Source organism: Streptomyces sp. NPDC006743, from assembly GCF_040703815.1.
In the GTDB taxonomy this organism is placed as follows: Bacteria; Actinomycetota; Actinomycetes; order Streptomycetales; family Streptomycetaceae; genus Streptomyces.
The window spans coordinates 306,615-319,906 of the sequence record NZ_JBEYJA010000001.1; the positions used below are offsets into that span (position 1 = coordinate 306,615).

The window sequence follows — 13,292 nt, forward strand, 5'->3', positions numbered from 1 at the left end:
CCCCGTCTCCGCCGCGGTGGTGACGCGGTCCGCCACTCGTGGGCCGCGCCGGCCGCTCCCCGGTGGGACGCGGCCAGGCCGGTCCGGAACGACGCGGGCCTCACACCTCCACCCGGACGGGGGCCGCTGCGTCGGCCGGCCCCGGGCTTCCCGGGCGCCGCTGCCCCGCCCCCCCGCCTTCCCGGCGGCTTCAAGGGCCGCCCCGCCGTCCGCACACCCGCGTGCACCTGCGCCGTCCACCGCCTCCTTCGGCCACCACGAGAGCCGCCGCGAGATTCCCGTCATGGCTGATCGACACGTGCCAGTCCCGGATGCCCAGGGCGGCGGCGCGTTCGGCCGGGGCGCCGGAGACCCGCAGCACGGGCCGGCCGGAGGGCAGGGTGACCGTCTCTATCCCGTCCCAGGCAAGACCGGCCGGCGCGCCCAGCACCTTCAGCACGGCCTCCTTCACGGCGAACCGGGCGGACAGGGAGGCCGCGTCGCGCGGGCGGCCGTCCGGGCCGGTGCGTTCACGGGCGGTGAAGAGGCGGGAGGCGAGGCACGGGGTGCGCGCCAGGGCCGCCCGGAAGCGCTCGATGTCCGCCACGTCGTTGCCGATACCGACGATCACTGCTGCTCCTCCTGCGGGTGCGGGACGGGGACGAGGTGAGGGGTGCGTGCGCACACATATGCCTGTGGGCGCGGGAAGGTGTGCGGCCGCGGGGCGGGTGCGGGCAGGACCCGCGCGGCGCGGGGTGCGGATGCCTCCGAGGGTGCGGGCTCCCCGGGGCGGGGCGGGGGCGGGCCCGGATGCGAGTGCGGTCGGGCCCACGCGCGGCGCGAGGTGCGGATGCCTCCGGGGTGGGGGTGGGCGCGGCGCCCGACGAGGGAGCGCCGCGCCCGGGTGGGTCGTACGGGCCGGTCCGGCCGGTACGACCCGTGGGTCGTGCCGTCAGCCGGTCAGGACCGGGGGCGGGGCAGACCGGTCGCGGCCGCCCCGCCCGGTGCGACCAGCTCGCGGCCGTCCCGCTCGGTGGGGCCGTGCTCCGTACGGCCCTGGTCGGAGCCGTACCGCCCGGAGCCGTCCTGGTCAGAGCCCCTCCGCGCGCCAGGTGAGGTGAGGGCCGCCAGGGCGTGGCGGGTCACCTCGTCGACCGCGCCCGTGGCGGACACGGTCACCGCCAGGCCGCGCTCGCGGTAGTGGCCGAGCAGCGGTGCCGTCTCGCGGTGGTGCACCGCGAGACGGGTGCGTACCGTCTCCTCACGGTCGTCCGCACGCTGGTGGAGCCGGCCCCCGCAGGTGTCGCAGACGCCCCGGGCCGCACCCGGCGAGTGCGCCACGTGGTGGACGTGTCCGCTGTCGGCCCGGCACACGCGGCGCCCCGCGATGCGCCGGACGATCTCGTCCTCGGCCAGGTCGAGGAACAACACCGCGTCCAGCCGGGCCCGTCGGTGTGCGAGCAGGTCGTCCAGGGCGGTCGCCTGACGGACGGTGCGCGGGAAGCCGTCCAGCAGGAAGCCGTGGGCGGCGTCCGGCCGGGCCAGGCGCTGCGCGGTCATCGTGAGGGTGAGGTCGTCGGGGACGAGCCGCCCCGCCTCGATGTGCTCGCGTGCCTGCCGGCCGAGGGGTGTGCCGCGTTCGATGTGGCTGCGGAACAGGGCGCCCGTGGAGACGTGGGGCACCGACAGCGCCCGTGTCAGGCGGGCGGCCTGGGTCCCTTTGCCCGCGCCGGGCGGTCCTGCGATGACGATGCGCATGGCGGGTGGTCTCCTGGTTCCGGGTGCGAGGGGCGCGTTCACCGGACGTCCGGGGCGTGGGCCGCGGGGCCGGTGTCCCGGGCGCGCCCGAGGGCCAGGACGATCACGGCCGAGAGCAGCATCAGCGCACCCGCCAGCCACAGTCCGGGCCTGGTGGACCCGGTGCCGTCCTTGAGCCAGCCGGTGAAGTAGGGCGCGGCGAAACCGCTGAGGCTGCCGAGGGAGTTGACCAGGGCGATGCCCGCGGGGGCGGCCCGGCGGCTGAGCATCTCGGTGGGCAGCGACCAGAAGGCCGGTATCGCGCAGAGCGTGCCGACGGCGGTGACCGTGACCACCGCCATGGTCGCGAGCGGACCGTGCATCTCCAGGGCGACCGGGACGGCGAGCGCGCCCAGCACGGTCGGCGCCGCGACCCGCACGCCGGGCCCGCGGTCACGGCGGCCCCGGTGGGACCACAGGAGCATGGCGACGGCGGCGACGGCGTACGGCACCGCGTTGATCAGGCCCCGTTCCAGGAGTCCGAACGGCCGCCCCGACGCGCCGGCGAACCCGGCGATGATGGTGGGCAGGAAGAAGCCGAGGGCGTACAGGCCGTAGATGAGGCCGAAGTAGGCGACACCGAGCGCGAGTGCGCGCGGGCCCAGCCACTCACGGACCGCGGTGCCCCCGCGCCGCCCCGCCGGCCGGTCCTGCGGCCGGTCCGAGGGCCCTTGCTCCGGTTCCAGCTCCGCGAGGAGCGTGTCGCGTTCGCGCGGGGTGAGCCACTTGGCGTCGCGCGGGCCGTCCGGGAGCACCTTCCACACCAGGACCGCGAGGAGGAGTGCGGGCACGCCCTCGACGAGGAACATGGCACGCCAGCCCGCGAGTCCGAAGAGTCCGTCGGCGTGCTCGATGACCAGGCTGGACAGCGGGGCGCCGAGCACGGTGGCGAGCGGGAGGGAGAGGAAGAAGAGCGCGTTCAGGCGGGTGCGGGCCTTCGCCGGGAACCAGTACGTCAGGTAGAGGACGATGCCGGGCAGGCAGCCGGCCTCGGCGACACCGAGCAGCAGCCGGGCGATGTCCAGCTCGGTGCCGTTGACGACCCAGGTGGTCGCGGCGGCGACCAGTCCCCAGGTGAGCAGGATCCGGACGAGCCAGCGGCGGGCGCCGAAGCGGTGCAGCGCCATGTTGCTGGGGATCTCCAGGGCGACGTAGCCGAGGAAGAAGATGCCGGAGGCGAGGCCGTAGGCGGAGGCGGTGAGGCCGAGGTCCTCGTTCATGCCGTTGGGGCCGGCGAAGGCGATGTTGCTGCGGTCCAGGTAGCTCACGAGGTAGAGCAGGCCCAGCAGGGGCACCAGCCGCCGGGCGACCTTGGCGTGCAGCCGTGCGGTGTCCTGGCCGGTCCTGCTTTGCCGCGCGCCGGGCGGTGCCGCCGGTGAACGGGGTGTCATCGCTGTCTGGGACATGGGTGTGGTTCCCCCCTGTGGAATGGTGCGCCGAAGGGCGCGGAAAACCGCCGCGGATGCGTTCCGGAAGACGGTGGAGACGGCGGCGGCCGGAATACGACGAGCCGCGCACCGGCCGAAAGTTATCGGCCGGATGCCGTCAATGGCAAGCAATTCTCCCCGTTGGTACCCGATGACCATCGGTCCAGATAGTGAGACATGCAGGTCCACCGCGTCTCACTGCGCAGGAGCCGGCGCGAGGAGTCCGAGCAAGTTCCACGCAAAGTATGCAGGTCAGGCCGTTGCGACGGCGATCGATCCGACCTCGCCACTAACATTCCTTCTGGAAGGTATGTTAGTGTCCAGCACGCCGGGTCGAACGGAGCCCGGACCGCGGACCTTCGCGGATCCCCCACCCGCACCGGCCTGCGAGTCGCATTCTTTTCGGTGCGCAATCCCGTACGGGATCTCGTTGGGCATTCGAGCGGTATTTCATTGAGCAAGGAGACGGCGTGGCCGGACAGACGCTTGCGGAAAAGGTGTGGAACGCGCACCTGGTGCATCGGGCGCCCGATGAACCGGACATTCTCTATATCGACCTCCACCTGCTCCACGAGGTCACCAGTCCGCAGGCCTTCGACGGCCTCGCGACCCGGGGCCGCAAGGTCGCGCGGCCCGAGCTGACCATGGCCACGGAGGACCACAACACGCCGACGGAGAACATCCTCCTGCCCATCGCCGACCCCGTCTCGCGGGCCCAGGTCGACGCGATCAGGGAGAACTGCGAGAAGTTCGGGGTGACGCTCTACCCGCTCGGCCACCCCGGTCAGGGCATCGTGCACGTCATCGCCCCCGAGGCCGGCCTCACCCAGCCCGGCATGACCGTGGTCTGCGGTGACTCGCACACCTCCACGCACGGCGCCTTCGGCGCGCTCGCGTTCGGCATCGGCACCAGCGAGGTCGAGCACGTCATGGCGACCCAGACGCTGCGGCTGCCGCCGTTCCGGACCATGGCCGTCAACCTGACCGGCCGGCCGCGGCCCGGGGTCACGGCGAAGGACATCATCCTCGCGGTGATCGGCCGGATCGGCACCGGCGGCGGCCAGGGCCACGTGATCGAGTACCGCGGCGAGGTGCTGCGATCGCTGTCCATGGAAGCCCGCATGACGATCTGCAACATGTCGATCGAGGCGGGCGCACGGGCCGGCATGATCGCCCCCGACGAGACCACGTTCGCCTACGTCAAGGACCGCGCGCACGCCCCGCGCGGCGAGCAGTGGGACGAGGCCGTCGCGTACTGGCGCACGCTGCGCACCGACGACGACGCCGTCTTCGACCGGGTCGTGGACATCGACCTCGACGGCCTCTCCCCGTACGTCAGCTGGGGCACGAACCCCAGTCAGGTCGCCCCGCTGTCCGGCACCGTCCCGGCGCCGGAGTCCTTCGCCGACCCGGTCCAGCGCGCCGCCTGCGAGAAGGCCCTGGAGTACATGGAGCTGGCCCCTGGCACGCCGCTGTCCGGGATCGCCGTCGACACCGTCTTCCTCGGTTCCTGCACCAACGGCCGCATCGAGGACCTGCGCGCCGCCGCGGCCGTCCTGAGCGGCCGCAAGGTGGCCGACGGGGTGCGGATGCTGGTGGTGCCCGGCTCCGAGCAGGTCCGCCAGGCCGCCGAGGCCGAGGGCCTGGACCGGGTGTTCACCGACGCGGGCGCCGAGTGGCGCAACGCCGGCTGCTCGATGTGCATGGCCATGAACCCCGACTTCCTCAACCCCGGCCAGCGGGCCGCGTCCACCTCCAACCGCAACTTCGAGGGCCGCCAGGGCCGCGGGTCGCGCACCCACCTGGTCTCCCCGGCGGTCGCCGCCGCCACCGCCGTCGCCGGAGCCCTCCGCTCCCCCGCCGCCCTGCCCGCCCCCGCCACCACCGAGGTCTGACGATGCAAGCGTTCCGCACCCACACCGGCCGCGTCCTCCCGCTGCGCCGCAGCAACGTGGACACCGACCAGCTCATCCCGGTCCGCTTCCTCAAGCGCCTCACCCGCACCGGATACGCGGACGGCCTGTTCGCCGTCTGGCGCACCGACCCCGGCTTCGTGCTCAACCGCGAGGCCCACCAGGGCGCGTCGATCCTGGTCGCCGGGCCGGAGTTCGGCACCGGTTCCTCCCGCGAGCACGCGGTGTGGGCGCTCCTGGACCACGGGTTCAGGGTCGTGATCTCGCCCCGCTTCGCCGACATCTTCCGCGGCAACTCCCTCAAGAACGGCCTGCTCACCATCGAGGTGGAGCAGTCGGTCGTCGAGGAGCTGTGGCGCCGCGCCGAGGAACGCCCGGACGAGCCGGTCAGCGTCGACCTGGAGGCGCTCCAGGTGCGGGCCGGCGACCTGACCGTCCCCTTCGAGCTGAACCCGTACCACCGGATGCGGCTGCTGGAAGGGCTCGACGAGATCGACGCCACCCTCCGGCACGCCGACAGGATCGCGGCGTACGAGGCCGGGCGGCCCGCCTGGCTGCCGACGGCCCTGCCCGTCTGAACCGGCCCCCCGTCCCGGGGGCCCCACCCCACGACCGTCCCACGACGGAGAAAGCGCAGGGCCGGACACCATGCTCAGCCCACAGCAGAGATTCACGGCCTACCGGGTCCTGTCCCGTAGCTACTTCCACCTGACGATCCTCTTCGTCTTCTTCTACGACCGGGGGCTGTCGCTGCCCGTCGTCGAGGTGGCCCTCGCCGTCTACGGCGTCACGCTGGCCGTCGCCGGCGTGGTCACCGGCCCGCTGGCTCGCAGGCTCGGCCTGACCGGTGCCGTGGCCACCGGCGAATGCCTCAAGGCGGCCGGCCTGCTGCTGCTCGCCGCGCCCGGCGGGCTGCCCGTGGCGGTCGTCGCCCAGGTCGTCGCCGCACTCGGCTTCTCGCTCGCCGGCGGCACCGACTCCGCGCTCCTGGCCGAGGTGTGCCGCAAGGACGGCTCCGACGCGCGCAGCTGGGAGAGCCGCAGCGGTTCGCTGACCTTCACGGCCGCGCTGGTGGCCGGTGTGCTCGGCGCACTGCTCTACCAGGTCTCCTCGATCGCCCCGTTCATCCTGTCGGCCCTCATGTCGGCGCTCGCCGCGCTCATGGTGACGACGGTCGGCAGGGAACTCGGCACGCGCACCCCGGGGGACACCGCCCCGGCACAGTCCCCGGCGCACGCCGCGTCGCGGTCCACGGCACCCTCGGCACCCCCGCCGTCCGTGCCCGCCGCCTCCCCGGCGGCCGACGGGCCGGACACGGAAGGCGGGCCGGTGCCGGCCTCGGGCGCGGTGCTGCGCTGGAGCACGTACTACGCGGTCGTCCGCGGCTTCGTCCTCGCCCTGTTCATCGGCTTCCTGCCCTACCTGCTGTACGTACGGCTGCACGTCTCGCTGCCGGTGTTCGGGCTGGTGCTGGGCGCGTACACACTCAGCGGCTACTTCAGCGCCCGCAACGCCCGCCGGGCCGTCGACCGGTTCGGAGCCCGGGGCACCGCGCTGGCCTGTGCCGCGCTGGCCGGGGCCGGGCTGCTCATCCTGCTGTGGCAGGTCAACGCGGTCGGCGCGACCCTCGCCACCATCGCCCTGGGCGCCGGGGTCGGCGCGGTGCGGCCGGTGGTGGTCGGCGCGATCGGCGACGCGCTGGACGGCCTGCCGGCCACGGTCAGGGCCGGGGCGCTGCGCACCAACGAGGCACGGTTCGCGGCCCTGAACACCGTCCTGATCCTGCTCGCGGGACTGGTGCTGGACCGGTTCGCCTTCTCCTCCGTCCTGCTCGGCGTGACCGTCGCCTACCTGGCGCTCGCCACCGCGGTCGTCGCGGCCCTGCCCGCGCCGTCCCGGCAGCCGGACGGCGAGCCGGTCGCGGCCTGACCGGCCGCGGACCTCTCCACCCCACACCTTCGACCAACTCACCTGAAACACACGTCACTTCAAGGAGCTCCAGCATGTCCCAGACCCAGGTGCGCCGCCGTGCCGCGCTCAGCAACGAACTCGCCCAGAAGATCGTCGACGCCGCCAAGGAGGCAGCCACCGGTCTCGGCATCCCCTCCAGCGTCGCCGTCGTGGACGAGTCCGGTCACCTCAACGCCTTCGGGCGGATGGACGGCGCCGGTCTGCTGACCGTCGAGATCGCCCAGGACAAGGCGTACACGGCCGCCGGGTTCGGTCTGCCGACCGACCAGTGGCACGACTTCATCAAGGACGACGCGCCGCTCGCGGCGGGCGCCCCCACCGGTATCCGCCGGCTGATCGTCTTCGGCGGCGGCCTGCCCATCACCGTGGACGGTGAGATCGTCGGCGGCGTCGGCGTCAGCGGCGGTCACTGGTCCGACGACGTGAAGATCGCCAAGGCGGCGGTCGCCGCGTTCGAGGCCGCCGTCGCGGCCTGACGCCGGAACCTCCCGCCCCTCCCGTCTCCGGAGGCGGCCCCTTCCTTCCACGCCGGGCCGCCTCCGGGCACCGCACCACCACCAGCACCAGCCTTTCGAGAAATCCAGAACACCGAGGAGACCCACATGTCCACCGCTGTCGAATTCTCCGCCGACGCCGTCGCCGCCCACCTGAAGCACTTCATCGTGGACGCCCTGTTCATCGACCTGAACCCGGACGAGATCGGGGACGACGCGCTCCTCGGCACCGAGGTCGGCGTCGACTCGCTCGGCTTCGCGGAGCTGATGGCGCACCTGGAGGACGAGTACGACGTGTCGATCAGCGACGGCGAGTTCGTGCCCGAGAACTTCTCCTCCGTCCGGCGCATAGTCCAGCTCGTCGAGTCCAAGCTCGCCGCCTGACGCACGCGGCCGCACAGAGGGGGGAACAGCACAGTGATCATCAAGTTGGAACACCCGGTCCACGACGCCGAGGTGGACGAGTTCGAAGTGGTCCACTTCTCGAACTACCTGAAGTGGTACAGCAACGCACTCAAGGAGTTCCTGGGCCGCTACAGCTCGCCGCCGGGCTTCTTCGGCGAGGGTGTCGAGATCCGGGTGGCCCGGGTGCGGGCCTCGTACAGCAATTCGGCGCTGCGCGGCGACACCGTGTCCACGTCGATCACCCGGGCCGAGAACCTGGGACGTTCGCTCAGGCTCAACTTCCGCGCGGAGTCGCGGGGCAAGGTCCTCGCCCGCGCCGAACTGAACCTCGTCTTCGTGCGGAAGGAACCGTACGCGCTCCTCCCGGTCCCGCAGGCCATCGCCGACCGGCTCGCGCTCGGACAGGCGGCATGACCGCCGGCACGTACGGTGTCGCGGTCGCCGCGGCGGGTGCCGTCACCTGCCTCGGCGACTCGGCCGACACCACCTGGCAGGCCCTGCTCCAGGGCCGCAGCGGGCTCGGCCCGCTCACCCTCTTCCCCGCCGACGGACACCGTTCCACGACCACCGGGCAGGTCCCCGGGTACGACGGGACGCACGGCGGCGACCGTCTGGCGGCCCTCGCCGCCCGGGCGATCGGCCAGGCCGTCGAGCAGGCCTCGGCCGGCGCGGGCCTGGCCGCCGAGGACGTCGCCGACGCCTGGGTGGTCCTCGGGATCAGCCTCGGCGACATCTTCGAGCAGCGCGGTCAGGACGTCGAACTCGACCACTTCTGGGACCGGGTGGCGCAGCCGCTCGGCCTGACCGGCCCGCTCGTCACCCTCTCCTCGGCCTGTTCGTCGGGCACGGACGCGGTGGCCTACGGCGCCGATCTGATCGCCTCGGGCGTGGCCCGGGTGGTGCTCGCGGTGGGGGTGGACTCGCTGGAGCCCGGCAAGTTCACGGGCCACTCCCGGCTGAAGACCATGTCCCCCGACCGCTGCCGCCCCTACGACGCGGCGTCCGACGGCACGACCCTGGCCGAGGGCGCCTGCTGCCTGGTGCTCACCGCGCCGCAGGACGTCCGCGGCGAGCCGCTCGCCCATCTGGCCGGCTGGGCGGCGGGCACCGACATCGACTCCCTGACCTCGCCGGACATGTCCGGCGAGAACGCGGCCCGGATGCTGCGCGCGGCCCTGGCCATGGCCGGGGCCGGCCCCCGGGACGTGGCCCACCTCAACGGCCACGGCTCGGGCACGCCCGTCAACGACGAGATGGAGGCCGCGGTCTACCGCCAGGTCTTCCCGGACGGCCAGGCCGTGCTCTCCGGGACCAAGGGCGCGCTCGGCCACTCGCTGGGCGCCACCGGCACGGTCGAGGCGCTGGTCACCGCCTACGCGCTGCGCGACCGCACGGCACCGCCGACGGCGGGACTGCGCAGGCCGCACGAGCGGTGGGCCGGCATCCCGGTCGCCGCCGGGCGGCCGGCCCCGCTCGGCGGGGCACCGCTGGGCCTGAGCGTCACCTACGGCTTCGGCGGGGCCAACTCCTGCGTCGTCCTGGCGGGGACGGCGCGATGAGCCGGAACCTGGTCGTCACGGGCGGCAGCGGACTCGTCGGCGCCGAACTGGTGGCGGCTCTGCTGCCCGCCTTCGACCGCACCCTGGTGCTGACCGGCAGGCAGGCCGACCCGGCCGGGCTGCGCGCACGGATCGCGGCGGTCCTGGCCGTCACCGGCGGCGACGGCACGCTGCTGGACCGGCTGGACACCCACCCCCTGGACGGTTTCGGCGCGGACGCGCTCGCCCGGCTCGGGTACGGCACGGTCGCCCAGGTGTGGAACATCGGCGCGACCCTGTCGTACGACCCGGCGAAGCTGCGTTCCACGGTGGCGGCCAACACGGCCGTGCCGCTGCGGCTGCTGGCGGCCTGCCGGCCCGAGGAGCGGTTCTTCCAGGTGTCGACCGTCGGGGTCACCGGCCCCGGCGGCCCCACCGGTCGCACCGGTCCCGGCGGCGAAGGCGGTGACGGCCGGCCGTCGGTCGTGCTGGAGGAGCCCGTGTGGGACGTCGACGCGGTCAACCCGTACGTCGTCTCCAAGGTGCTCACCGAGCACATGCTGGACAACCTCCGGCACCGGCACGGGCACCGGGTCACCTCGCTGCGCATCGGGTCGGTGCTGGGACCGGCCCGGCACCCGGTGGTGCAGGCCAACAGGGCCGGCTACTTCACGCTGGTCGAGATGGTCGCCAAGGCGCGGCTGAGGGGCGTACCGCTCACCCTGGACGTGTCCGGTGACGTCGCTCCGCCGCTGGCCCACGTGGACCAGATCGCGGCGAGCTGCGCGGCGCTCGCCGAGCAGGCCAGGGGCGGCGACGGCCGCGGCGGTGACGGCCTCGGGGCGTACTACCACCTGGGTGACCAGCGGCTCACCAACGCCGCGGCGGTCGCCGCCGTGAACGAGGCGCTGGGTGCCGAGGTGCTCGCGCTGGGCCCGGCCCGTACCGCCCTCGACCGTGCTTTCGCCTCGGTCAACGCCGACAACCTGGCCTTCATGGAGTGCGGGTTCGTCTTCGACCACCGGCAACTGGACGCCAGGGTGCCGGAGTCGGCGCGGCCCGCCGTGGACGCGGCGTCCTTCGCCGGGTTCGTCACCGGTCAGCTGGAGTTCCTGGCCCGGCGGCGCGAGGAGGTGCGGGCGGCATGAGCGAGGGACAGCGGCTCACGGACGTGGCACGTCTGCTCGGCATCCCGCTGACCTGGGAGGCGGTACGGGACCACGGGGCGGACAAGGTGTCGGCGCGGCTCGAACTGGACCCGCGGTGGCCGGTGTTCGCCGAGCACTTTCCCGGCGACCCGATGCTGCCGGGCTCGGCGGTCGTCCATCTGATGGCCCAGCTCGCCCGGGAACTCGACCGCGGCGCGCAGCGCGGTGACGTGCCCGCCCGGACGCTCAGGGACGTGCGGTTCGCCCGTCCCCTGGTGCCGCCGGGGTGGGTCACCTTCACCGCCGAGCGCCGCGCGGACGGCGGGGTGCGGTGCGAGGCCGTGCTGGAACCGGAACCGGCACAGCGGGAAACGGAAGGCGGCACGGTCGCCGCGGAAGGCGGCACGGTCGCCGCGGAAGGCGGCACGGTCGCCGCGAGGGGAGTGTTCGCAGCCGATGGCACATGACCGGACGCAGACAGACCGGACGCAGACGGACCCGACGCAGACGGACCCGACGCAGACGGACCGGACGCAGTCAGACCGGTCAGCGCCGCACCGGGTGCGGGCGGAGCGGGCACGGGCCGGTGGGCCGGACGGGGTGCGGCCGGTGGCCGTGGTCACCGGCGGGGCCCGCGGCATCGGCCGGGCCGTGGTCCGCCGGCTCGTCGAGGACGGGTTCGACGTGGAGTTCACGTACCTCAACTCCAAGGTGGCCGCCGACGAGGTGGCCGAGGCCACCGGCGGCCGGGCCCGCGGCTCCCGCGTCGACGGCCGCGACCGCGCCGAGGTCGACGCGTTCATCGAGGTCGTCAGCGCCGACGGCCGGCTCCAGGCCCTGGTCAACAACCAGGGGCTCACGGTGGACAAGCTGGCCGGCCAGGTCACCTGGCACGACCTCGCGGCCCTGCTGGAGACCAACCTGGGCAGCGCCGTCACCTTCACCCACGCGGTCCTGCCCCACCTGGTGCGGCGCCGCCGGGGCGACATCGTGTTCGTCTCCTCGCAGGCCCGGCGCAACGCCCGGGTGGGCAACACGATGTACGGCGTCAGCAAGGCGGCGCTCACCCGCTACGCCGCCAACGTCGCCCTGGAGGGCGCGCGCTTCGACGTGCTGGCCAACGTGGTCGAGCCCGGCTTCGTCGAGACCGACCTGACGAGGGTCATGCTCGACGGCAAGGACCGCCGCAAGTACCTGCAGGAGATTCCGCTGCGCCGGTTCACCAACCCGCGCGACGTCGCCGAGGTCGTCGCCGCGATGGTGAGCCGCAAACCGACGATGGTCGGCGCCGTCGTCCCGGTCGCCGGCGGAGCCCAGCTGTGAGCGCGCCGCCGCGCGCCCGGCGACACCCAGTGAGGGAGAACATGAACGACCTTGACATACAGGGCGGTCCCGCGACCGCCGTCGCCGAGCGGCCCGGCCGCGGGCTCATGGCCGGGCGCCGGGGACTGGTCCTCGGCGTCGTCAACCAGCGCTCCATCGCCTGGGCCATCGCCCGGCGCCTGGCCGACGAGGGCGCCGAGCTGGGGTTCACCTACCGCAGTCCCGGCGCGGGCAAGTGGCTGGAGCGGGCGGTGACCCGGCTGCCCGGCGAGGACGCCTACCTCGCGCAGTGCGACGCGCTGGCGGACGGCGACATGGAGCGGGTGTGCGCCGAGTTCGCGGCCCGGCACGGCGGCATCGACTTCGTCGTGCACGCGGTCGCCCACGCCGACAAGGACGAACTGGCCGGCGGTCTGGCCGGCACCAGCCGGCAGGGCTTCGCGCACGCCATGGAGTCCTCCGTCTACTCGCTCATCGGCCTCACCGGCGCCCTGCGTCCCCACCTGACACCCGGCGCGTCGGTGCTCACCCTGTCCTACCTGGGCGCCGAGCGGGTGTGCCACGGCTACAACGTGCTCGGGGTCGCCAAGGCGGCGCTGGAGTCGTCCGCCCGCTACCTGGCGGCCGAACTCGGCCCGTCCGGGACCCGGGTGAACGTCCTGTCGGCCGGGCCGATGCGCACCCTGGCCACCTTCGGACTGCCCAACTTCACCACCTCGATGGCCCAGCGCGCCCGGCGCAGCCCGCTGGGGCGGGCCATCACCTCCGACGACGTGGCGGGCACCGCGCTCTACCTGCTCAGCGACCTGTCCTCGGGCGTCACCGGCGAGACCGTGTACGTCGACGCCGGGTACAACGTGATGGGCACCTGGCCGGGTGACGACGGTCATGGGTGAGCCGGGCACGGGGTGGTTCCTCGACCTGTGCGGTCCGCTGACCGTGACCGGTTCCACCGGCCGCGCCGCCCTGCGCGTACCGGCCGGGGTGCCGGGCGCGGCACGGCAGCTGATCGCGGCGGAGGCGCTGCACCAGATCGCCTGCCGGACCGCGGCGCGGGTGCGCGGGGTGCGGCGCAACGTGCCCGCGAAGGTCGCCGGCCTGCGCACGCACACGGAGCACCACACCACGGCCGGCGGGGACGGCACGGACGGCCCGTTCCCCGGCGGGGACGGCACGGCCGCGCTGCTCCTCGCCCGTGTGGTGCGCTCGGGACGGCTGTCCGTCGTGGAGACCCGGCTCTCGGTCGGCGGCCGCACCTGGTACTCGGCCACCGTCAGCACTCAGGAGGTGATGTGAC

General features: G+C 73.8%; 14 protein-coding genes and 1 pseudogene. 12 read left to right on the plus strand and 3 right to left on the minus strand.

The features are described from left to right. Window positions 1–190: 190 nt before the first annotated feature. The 3 genes and pseudogenes from ABZ719_RS01275 to ABZ719_RS01285 all read right to left on the minus strand — a co-directional run bounded on the left by ABZ719_RS01275 (window position 191) and on the right by ABZ719_RS01285 (window position 3,182). The gene (locus ABZ719_RS01275) at window positions 191–610 is read right to left on the minus strand and encodes a holo-ACP synthase (protein WP_366723179.1); all 420 of its coding nucleotides are present in this window, start codon (window positions 608–610) and stop codon (window positions 191–193) included. A 488-nt stretch (window positions 611–1,098) separates the two neighbouring features. Then, window positions 1,099–1,737 (minus strand): annotated as a pseudogene (locus tag ABZ719_RS01280) (adenylate kinase); the annotation flags it as partial. Between the two features lie 38 nt (window positions 1,738–1,775). Further along, window positions 1,776–3,182 (minus strand): MFS transporter, encoded by a 1,407-nt coding sequence (locus tag ABZ719_RS01285; RefSeq protein WP_366723180.1) that lies wholly within the window; start codon window positions 3,180–3,182, stop codon window positions 1,776–1,778. Between the two features lie 491 nt (window positions 3,183–3,673). Here ABZ719_RS01285 and leuC point away from each other — a divergent pair, with 491 nt between their 5' ends. From leuC to ABZ719_RS01345, 12 genes are all read left to right on the plus strand, one after another. Then, the gene (gene leuC / locus ABZ719_RS01290) at window positions 3,674–5,098 is read left to right on the plus strand and encodes a 3-isopropylmalate dehydratase large subunit (protein ID WP_366723181.1); all 1,425 of its coding nucleotides are present in this window, start codon (window positions 3,674–3,676) and stop codon (window positions 5,096–5,098) included. Between the two features lie 2 nt (window positions 5,099–5,100). Then, complete coding sequence (gene leuD, locus ABZ719_RS01295) at window positions 5,101–5,694, plus strand: 3-isopropylmalate dehydratase small subunit (RefSeq protein ID WP_366723182.1); 594 nt, start codon at window positions 5,101–5,103, stop codon at window positions 5,692–5,694. Window positions 5,695–5,764: 70 nt separating this feature from the next. Further along, on the plus strand, window positions 5,765–7,045 hold the full coding sequence (locus tag ABZ719_RS01300) for a hypothetical protein (RefSeq protein ID WP_366723183.1): 1,281 nt from the start codon (window positions 5,765–5,767) through the stop codon (window positions 7,043–7,045). Between the two features lie 74 nt (window positions 7,046–7,119). After that, on the plus strand, window positions 7,120–7,563 hold the full coding sequence (locus tag ABZ719_RS01305; RefSeq protein WP_366723184.1) for a heme-binding protein: 444 nt from the start codon (window positions 7,120–7,122) through the stop codon (window positions 7,561–7,563). Window positions 7,564–7,689: 126 nt separating this feature from the next. Then, window positions 7,690–7,965, plus strand: a complete 276-nt coding sequence (locus ABZ719_RS01310; protein WP_366723185.1) for an acyl carrier protein — start codon at window positions 7,690–7,692, stop codon at window positions 7,963–7,965. Window positions 7,966–7,998: 33 nt separating this feature from the next. Next, on the plus strand, window positions 7,999–8,400 hold the full coding sequence (locus tag ABZ719_RS01315) for a thioesterase family protein (RefSeq protein ID WP_366723186.1): 402 nt from the start codon (window positions 7,999–8,001) through the stop codon (window positions 8,398–8,400). Beyond that, the gene (locus ABZ719_RS01320) at window positions 8,397–9,545 is read left to right on the plus strand and encodes a beta-ketoacyl synthase N-terminal-like domain-containing protein (protein ID WP_366723187.1); all 1,149 of its coding nucleotides are present in this window, start codon (window positions 8,397–8,399) and stop codon (window positions 9,543–9,545) included. Before ABZ719_RS01315 ends, ABZ719_RS01320 begins: the two co-directional genes overlap by 4 nt. Beyond that, window positions 9,542–10,672: an NAD(P)-dependent oxidoreductase gene (locus tag ABZ719_RS01325; protein WP_366723188.1), complete on the plus strand. Its 1,131-nt coding sequence runs from the start codon at window positions 9,542–9,544 to the stop codon at window positions 10,670–10,672. The genes ABZ719_RS01320 and ABZ719_RS01325 overlap by 4 nt, the downstream gene beginning before the upstream one ends. Then, window positions 10,669–11,139, plus strand: a complete 471-nt coding sequence (locus ABZ719_RS01330; protein WP_366723190.1) for a hypothetical protein — start codon at window positions 10,669–10,671, stop codon at window positions 11,137–11,139. Before ABZ719_RS01325 ends, ABZ719_RS01330 begins: the two co-directional genes overlap by 4 nt. Window positions 11,140–11,281: 142 nt before the next feature. Further along, window positions 11,282–11,995 carry an SDR family NAD(P)-dependent oxidoreductase gene (locus tag ABZ719_RS01335; protein ID WP_366723191.1) on the plus strand — a complete coding sequence of 238 codons (714 nt, stop codon included), beginning with the start codon at window positions 11,282–11,284 and terminating at the stop codon, window positions 11,993–11,995. A 41-nt stretch (window positions 11,996–12,036) separates the two neighbouring features. Beyond that, window positions 12,037–12,891 (plus strand): SDR family oxidoreductase, encoded by an 855-nt coding sequence (locus tag ABZ719_RS01340; RefSeq protein ID WP_366723192.1) that lies wholly within the window; start codon window positions 12,037–12,039, stop codon window positions 12,889–12,891. Then, entirely contained in the window at window positions 12,884–13,291 is a 408-nt protein-coding gene (locus ABZ719_RS01345) for a hypothetical protein (RefSeq protein WP_366723193.1), read from the plus strand. Before ABZ719_RS01340 ends, ABZ719_RS01345 begins: the two co-directional genes overlap by 8 nt. The last annotated feature ends 1 nt before the right edge of the window (window position 13,292 follow it).

Excerpts from the sequence above, each read along its gene's own strand:
- ABZ719_RS01300 (WP_366723183.1), top strand. The coding sequence starts at position 5,765 with ATGCTCAGCCCACAGCAGAGATTCACGGCCTACCGGGTCCTGTCCCGT.
- ABZ719_RS01305 (WP_366723184.1), top strand. The coding sequence starts at position 7,120 with ATGTCCCAGACCCAGGTGCGCCGCCGTGCCGCGCTCAGCAACGAACTC.
- ABZ719_RS01285 (WP_366723180.1), bottom strand. The coding sequence starts at position 3,182 with ATGTCCCAGACAGCGATGACACCCCGTTCACCGGCGGCACCGCCCGGC.
- ABZ719_RS01340 (WP_366723192.1), top strand. The coding sequence starts at position 12,037 with ATGAACGACCTTGACATACAGGGCGGTCCCGCGACCGCCGTCGCCGAG.
- ABZ719_RS01345 (WP_366723193.1), top strand. The coding sequence starts at position 12,884 with ATGGGTGAGCCGGGCACGGGGTGGTTCCTCGACCTGTGCGGTCCGCTG.
- ABZ719_RS01320 (WP_366723187.1), top strand. The coding sequence starts at position 8,397 with ATGACCGCCGGCACGTACGGTGTCGCGGTCGCCGCGGCGGGTGCCGTC.
- ABZ719_RS01310 (WP_366723185.1), top strand. The coding sequence starts at position 7,690 with ATGTCCACCGCTGTCGAATTCTCCGCCGACGCCGTCGCCGCCCACCTG.
- ABZ719_RS01325 (WP_366723188.1), top strand. The coding sequence starts at position 9,542 with ATGAGCCGGAACCTGGTCGTCACGGGCGGCAGCGGACTCGTCGGCGCC.
- ABZ719_RS01330 (WP_366723190.1), top strand. The coding sequence starts at position 10,669 with ATGAGCGAGGGACAGCGGCTCACGGACGTGGCACGTCTGCTCGGCATC.
- leuD (WP_366723182.1), top strand. The coding sequence starts at position 5,101 with ATGCAAGCGTTCCGCACCCACACCGGCCGCGTCCTCCCGCTGCGCCGC.